The following is a 6,807-nucleotide window of genomic DNA, read 5'->3' as shown; positions in this document are numbered from 1 at the left end:
ACAGCGATCCACCACGGGAGGCGCGTTGAGCTACAGCGAATGGGAAGACCTCGCCAACTCCCTGTCCACCAGCAGAAGGCGGCTCCCGGCCAAGGGCGCTGCGAACCTCGCCCGCGCACTGGCGAAGCCCACCCGGCCCCGGCCCGTGCCCACCTCCCTTCCCGGTCGGGCGCGCGCCTGCCCTGCCGCCCTGCCGCCGACACCTCGCGGGGCCCGGCCCGTGCAGACGGCGCAGACCGTATGGTGTCCAGCGCCGCGGCCGTGCGGGGGTGGACGAGGAGACGGGGGACAGAAGTAGGGCGGTCCCCGGGTCGCCACCTGCACGTTCATGCCGAACGGTGCTGCCTGCCCTGCTGCCCGCAGGGGGTGACCTGGCGACGGTTGCTGCCGATCAGGGCCGGACGGTTGATCGCTCCCGGGAAACGGTCCGGCCACCGGGAAACGGTGAGCACACCGGCGGATAGTGGGCACCTGGGGTGCCGAACCGCCGGGGCGGCGGCGTGGGGGTGGCTGGTCAACATCGGCGGGGCCTTCTAACTACTGAGAAGCGGCGAATCCCTGACCTGCGGACACTTCCGTCTGCTGGCCCCGTTTCGGGGGCCAGAACGGTACGCTCCTGGCCCCGTTTCGGGGGCCAGAACGACGCGAGCTCCTGGTCGCCGCGTCGGCGCGTTGGCCCCCAACTCGGGGCCAACGCGGTTTAGCCTGTGCTACCGTCCCCAGGACGATTCGTGATCATGTGTCCGGTACCGCCCGAAGGAGAACGAGTTGAAGCGCCAGGGCAAGCAGCCGGCCAGCACGCACCTGGTGGTCCGCATCGACGCCGCTGGCCGCCTGGTCTGCACCGAGCAGCAGGCGACCGGATTCGAGTTTGTCGCCGGCGAACAGTGCTTCGGCTACGTCCTCGACGCCAAGCTGATGCACCGTCTCATGTCGCGCATGGGCATGCCCGGCACCTGGTTCCGGCTCTGGCACGCACTGCTCAGCTGCCAGGAACGGGGCGAGGGCTATATCACCGCCAATCAGCGCACCCTGGCAGTAGAGTCCAAGATCGCCCGCTCGCACATCAGCGAGCCCATGCTCTACTTCACCGAGATCAAGTGGCTGCGCAACGCTGGCCGAAGCCGCTACCAGCTCAACCCCTGGCTCACCTACTGCGGCGACTCCGGCTCGCAAGCACGGTTCCAAGCCGAGTGGCTCGCCGCCGTCGGCCGGGACTTCATCGTCCCGACGAGCGGGCACCCCGACCAGTGGCGGGCGCAGCGCGAGCAGTTGCGCCAGGCCGAGCAGTCCGAGACCGCCGCCGTCGTCCCGATCAAGCGCCAGCGCAAGAGCCCGGCCCGCCGTGCGACCGCCCCTGCCGCCGCAAACGGCTGATCGCCGATGATGGACACGCCCACACGAATCGAGGTCACGCCGTGAGCGTTCAACCGCCGGTGCCGCCCAGCTCCGCGCCCATCACCTTGCCTCGCGAGGTCTACGAGCTACTGACCCTGGTGGACCTGACCCGCACCGGCCGGCGGGTCCTCGACATCCTGCTCGCCCACCAGAGCGAGCAGACCGGCGCGGCCAAGCTCAGTCAGGCCGAGATGTGCGCGATCCTCGGCGCGTCCAAGCCGTCTGTGAACCGGGGGTTCAGGGAACTGCGCGAGATCGGCCTCGCCTGGGCCATCGAGGACGCCCTCTATCAGCTGCACCCGCTGCTCACCGGCGGCCGTTCGGTCACGCGCCTTGCCGCTGTCCCGAAAATCAAAGTCCCTGCGGTTGAGGAGGTCGGCGAGCAGCGCCGCCAGCGCTACGCTGCCCAGCTTGCCAGCCTCGGCCTGTCGGCCTGAGCTGATCCACTGTTCCGTCCGTCGGCCCGGTCCGGGTCGGCGGACGGGTGCGTTTGGCCCCCGGGCAGGGGCCAGAACGGTGCAGCCGGTGCTACCGGGCCGGCCAGACTGCGAGACTGGTGATCATGACCGACCGCCGCCCGCTCTCGCTGCCCGCCTTCTCCGAGTCCGCCACCGACCCGCCCCTGCCTGCCCAGCCCGGCGTGCGTCGGCTGCCGGTCGAGCAGGGCGCCGACTTCCGCCAGCCGCCGGGGGAACCCGTGACCGTACCCGCCCCGGCCCGTCGGCGCCTGCTCTCGCCTGGCGGGCTGACCTTCTCCGACTCGGATCGGCAGATCTGACCGCAGCTCGCGCAGCCGGAGTTTGGCCCCCAACCGGGGGCCAAACCGGTTCGGATGGTGCGACCGCCATGTCCGGTCCTCTTCGGGGCCTCGTTCGAGTGCACTGGTGCCAAAACGGCCGTTTTGGCACCAGTGCACTCCTATGATTCTGATTGCTGGTCACCCCGGAAGAACGGAGTCTGCTGGTGCAGGACGAGTCTGGAACGACGCAGACGGCGGGCGCGCTGCGCGCGATCGCCGACGAGCTGTCGGAGATGTACCTGGAGCGCGACGACGTGGTGCGCACGCTGGTGGTGACGATCCTGGCCGGGCAGCACGCACTGCTGCTCGGACCGCCGGGGACCGCGAAGTCGGAGTTGGCCCGGGAGCTGACCGGCCGCATCGAGGGCGGCACCTACTGGGAGACCCTCCTGGGCAAGTTCACCGCCCCCACCCGGCTGTTCGGGCCGATCGACGTGGCCGCGCTGGCCCGCGGCGAGTACCGGCAGGTCTACGAAGGCCGGGCAACGCAGGCTCACATTGCCTTCGTGGACGAGATCTTCAAATGCAGTACGGCGGCTCTGAACGAGACCCTGGCCCTGCTGAACGAGAGGATCTACCACCCGGAGAACGGCGGGACCCCGATCGACTGCCCGCTGATCAGCGCCATCACCGCCAGCAACGAGCTGCCGAACGGCGAGGACAGCGCCGCGATCTATGACCGGCTGCTTGTGCGACTGGAAGTCGGCTACCTCGCGGATCCCTCGAACTTCGCCGCCCTGGTGCGCTCCGCCGTCCAGCGGCCGGTCCCCGCGAAGCGGACGACGGTCGGGCTCGCCGCGCTGCAGCACGCGGTGAACGTCGACGTGCCCGCGGTGGACGTGCCGGATCCGATCGTGGACGCCATCAGCACCTTGCGGACCTCCCTGCGCCGCAAGGAACTCATCGCCTCGGACCGCCGCTGGCGGCAGTCGGTGCGCCTGCTGCAGGCCTCCGCCTACCTCGCCGGTCGCCAGGAGGTCGCCGACGGCGACCTCGCGGTGCTCACTCACGTGCTGTGGGACTCGCCCGCCCAGCGCCCGCTGGTCGAGCGCGAGGTGCTGCAGCTGGTCGACCCCGACGCGAAGAACACCCTCGACCTGGACGACGCGATCGCCGAGCTCGAAGCCGAGCTGGACGCGCGCGCCGGCGAGTCCCGGGAGGAGCTGAGCAAGTGGGCGATCACGGAGGCCAACACGAAGCTGGCCCGGGCCTCGAAGCAACTGGCGGCGATGCGCAGCGGCGCCACCGCGGAAGGGCGCTCGACCGCAACGCTGGACCGGGTCATCGCCCGTCAGCGCGCCGTGCACGCTCGGGTGCTAACCGAGGCGCTCGGCGTGGACGCCAGCATGGTGCAGGCCCAGCTGTGACCCGGCGGCCGCAAGGGGAGGAACCGCGGTGGGCAAGAAGCTGAACAAGCTCAAGGACCTGGCCCTCAGGGCAGGACGGTGGCTCGCGGCGGCGGGCGCCGCCGTCCCCGGGCAGGCGTCGGCGGTGGTCTCCGACCGATTCGACGCGATGGCCTGGCGCGAGCTCCTCGATGCAGCCCCGGCGCTGCGTGAGCTCGCCGATGATCTGGGTGAGCAGCACAACCACGTCCAGGACCTGCTCGCCGACGTCTTCCTGGCCGCCTACAAGGTGCCGCCCCGGGTGCGCGAGCGCTCCGAGATGGCACCCTCACGGCTCGTCAACCACCAGGTCATCACCTCCATGCTGAACTCCCGCGAGTTCGGGGAGCTGCGCCGGGAGACCGCCGGTGACCCCTACGCGGCGGCCATGGCCGTCCTCGCGCAGGCCTCGGAGCTTCGCCGGCTGCTGGAGCACGCCCGCCGTGCGCAGGAGGAGGCCCGGCGGGCCGAGGACGCCCGCCAGGATGCCGAGCGGGCCGCCCGGGAGGTCGGCGAGGCGATGGAACGGGCCGCAGCGGCGGCCGGTGAGGACGGCACCGTCCCCGCTCCTTCCGCTGTGGAGGTGGAGCGTGCGCTCCGCCGGGCCGAGGCCGCGGACGAAGCCGCCCGCTCGGCGGCCGGCGCCGCCGAGGCCGCGCTCGCCTCCGCCGCTCCGGGCATCCGTGCCGCCGTTCGACGGGCCGTATCCCAGGCCGCGGACGCCGCCCGCGAGGAGGCGGCCCTCATGCAGGCGTGGGGCATCGGCCCGGGCCAGCTGGAGCGAATGCCCGCCCAACAGCGCGCCCGCCTCGCCGAGCGGCTTCGCACCGGCCGGATGGCCCGGTTCGCCGAGCTGATCGGCCGCTTCCGGCAGATGGCCTCGGGCGAGCGGGCCCGCAGGGTCGAGCATGTGCCGGGCGAGCTGGTGGGGGTGACCCTCGGCGACGACCTGACCCGCGTCGTCCCCTCGGAGGTCGCCATGCTCGGCACCCCCGCCCTGCGCGCGGTGTTCGCCGCCCGCTTCGCCGAACAGCAGCTGATGCTCTACGAGAACCGAGGCGAGCAGCCCGCCGGCCAGGGCGCGATCATCGCCTGCATCGACTGCTCCGCCTCGATGGCCGCCCCCTACGGCGGATCCGGCATCACCGGGGAGGCGTGGGCGAAGGCCTGCGCACTGGCACTGCTCGACCAGGCACGCAAGGCCCGGCGAGACTTCGTTGGCATCCACTTCTCCTCCGCGCACGAGGTGAAGACCTACCGCTTCCCCGCCGCGGCCCCGGCCGACATCGGCGACGTCCTCGACTTCGCGGAGCACTTCTGGGGCGGCGGCACCGACTACCAGGCCCCGTTGACCGAGGCCGTGGCCCTCCTCCAGGACGAGTACAACACCGAGGGCCGCCAGCGCGGCGACATCGTGTTCATCACCGACGGCGAGTGCGCGGTGAGCGAGAACTGGATGCGCCGCTGGAACGACGCCCGCCACGAACTGGCCCACCGGACCTTCGGTGTCGCCATCGGCGAACCGCACGCCGCCGAGCCCGGCGGGATCCTCGACGCCCTGTGCGACAACGTCCGCACGATCGACGACCTCACGGACACCCGCGCCGCCGCCGACCTCTTCCGCGTGATCTGACCACTTCCCTGCCTGCCCCCGACCATGGAGACCACGTGACCGCCGCCCAGCCGCAGCCCCCGACCCCCGACCTGGCGACCGGCGACGCGGTCCTCGACGCCTACGCCGCCGCACTGGCCGGCGGCGACGCGCCCGTGCTCGGCTACCTGGTGCTCTACTCGATCTTCGACGGCGACGTCACCCGCGACGACCTGGAGCGCTGGTTCGCCGAGCTCAAGCTCGACCCCGACCTCCTGCCGCCGCCCCTGCGACCCGTCGACGCCTACGAGCGCATCACCGGCCCCGACGGCGTCCGCTACAGCTACCCGCTCGACGACCCCACCGCCACCGGCCGCGACGGAAGCAGGAAACGCCGCAAGACCTCCGAACTCGGCCGCTCCGCCGTCCTCATGGTCCGACCCGTACGCCGGGACGGCGACCGCATCGTCCGGCACATCGTCCGCGAAGTCCGCGACGAGGCGAAGACCAAACTGCGCTACGACACCCGCCTCGGCACCGTCGTCTTCAACCGCGACCACACCACGACCACCGACGGCGCCGGCACCCTGCACGTCGAACCCGACCACCAGGCCATCGCCAAGCTCCCCCAGGCCGAACAGGCCACCGTGAACCAGATGATCGAAAGCCTCAAGACCAGCTACCAGCGCCGCTGCACCTACCTGACCGGCGATAAGCTGCGCTCTCTCGTACGCCGCTACGTCGAAGACCTGAACGCGATCCGCGTCCGCCCCACCGGCGGCGTCTACTACGTCCACCGCCAGCACTCCCCGGCGCTCGCCGCACTGCGCGAACTCGTCAGCCGATTCGGCAAAGGCAGCCACCTGGTCCGCGTCCCGCTCCCCGACCAGGACGAGATGCGCGAGATGATCGTCACCGCCTTCACCACCAAGGCCAAGGACGACCTCGACCGCCTGGCCAAGGACATCGCCGCCGCCCAGCGAACCGGCCGCACCGCAGACGTCAAGCGCCTCTACGACCGCTTCGCCGCCCTCCAGAAGACAACCGACGAACACGCCGCCCTGCTCTCCACCTCCCTCGACGACACCGCCTCCGCCCTCCAGCTCGTCAAACTCCAGCTCGGCAGCCTCCTCGCCACCGCCGACGCCTAGCCATGTGCAGCCAGCCGACCCTGCGAGCCAGCACGGCTCTGCCAAAACGGCCGTTTTCGCGCCTCGCCAGGCCGTCGCGCTAGGCAGTGCCGGGTGATGCCGACGGCGACTCCGATCCCTCTCGTGACGGAGGCGAGGAACTGGCATCTGGGGACCCGCATCTCGTTGGTGCGGTTCCTCATCGTCGTTCTTCTTCGTGGTACGACCTCCACAAGAAGCAAGAAGGTCTTCCTGAACCTCTTCGTGAAGGCGTTCAGGAACATCTTCTTGTCGATCGACTTCATGTCGAATGACTCGTTCTTGCTAAGGTTGAACCGAGACTGCGGATGCAAGTCTGCGAGTTCTCGGTGTACTCGACTCCCGGTGATGCCGGGAACAATGAAGAGCGGGACCGCCCTCCTCGTCAGGTAGACGGCCCCGCTCAGTGACACCGCTAAGAGACGGCCGGGCTGGCACCCGGCCTCTCGCGTTTCAGGGCCTGGC

At 70.7% G+C, this 6,807-nt stretch carries 6 protein-coding genes; all 6 read left to right on the top strand.

The annotated features are described in order from the left end of the window. Positions 1–768: 768 nt before the first annotated feature. The 6 genes from KV557_RS24610 (at position 769) to KV557_RS24585 (ending at position 6,324) form a co-directional block, all read left to right on the top strand. A complete protein-coding gene (locus KV557_RS24610; protein ID WP_218203645.1) occupies positions 769–1,377 on the top strand; it encodes a hypothetical protein in 609 nt (202 codons plus the stop codon). A gap of 41 nt (positions 1,378–1,418) precedes the next feature. After that, entirely contained in the window at positions 1,419–1,835 is a 417-nt protein-coding gene (locus KV557_RS24605) for a hypothetical protein (RefSeq protein ID WP_218203644.1), read from the top strand. A gap of 125 nt (positions 1,836–1,960) precedes the next feature. Next, positions 1,961–2,176: a hypothetical protein gene (locus KV557_RS24600; protein WP_218203643.1), complete on the top strand. Its 216-nt coding sequence runs from the start codon at positions 1,961–1,963 to the stop codon at positions 2,174–2,176. 185 nt (positions 2,177–2,361) lie between these two features. After that, positions 2,362–3,564 carry an AAA family ATPase gene (locus KV557_RS24595; RefSeq protein ID WP_308130056.1) on the top strand — a complete coding sequence of 401 codons (1,203 nt, stop codon included), beginning with the start codon at positions 2,362–2,364 and terminating at the stop codon, positions 3,562–3,564. A 28-nt stretch (positions 3,565–3,592) separates the two neighbouring features. Next, a complete protein-coding gene (locus KV557_RS24590) occupies positions 3,593–5,215 on the top strand; it encodes a VWA domain-containing protein (RefSeq protein ID WP_218203642.1) in 1,623 nt (540 codons plus the stop codon). Positions 5,216–5,250: 35 nt separating this feature from the next. Continuing rightward, positions 5,251–6,324 (top strand): DUF6744 family protein, encoded by a 1,074-nt coding sequence (locus tag KV557_RS24585; RefSeq protein ID WP_218203641.1) that lies wholly within the window; start codon positions 5,251–5,253, stop codon positions 6,322–6,324. Positions 6,325–6,807 lie beyond the last annotated feature (483 nt).

It is taken from the genome of Kitasatospora aureofaciens (assembly GCF_019192735.1).
GTDB classification, from domain to species: domain Bacteria; phylum Actinomycetota; class Actinomycetes; order Streptomycetales; family Streptomycetaceae; genus Kitasatospora; species Kitasatospora aureofaciens_A.
Note: the sequence above shows the minus strand (reverse complement) of the source record. Positions and strands in the feature narration are given on the sequence as shown.

What these genes read in the sequence shown, in the direction of transcription:
- KV557_RS24600 (WP_218203643.1), top strand. Translation starts at nt 1,961, where the DNA reads ATGACCGACCGCCGCCCGCTCTCGCTGCCCGCCTTCTCCGAGTCCGCC.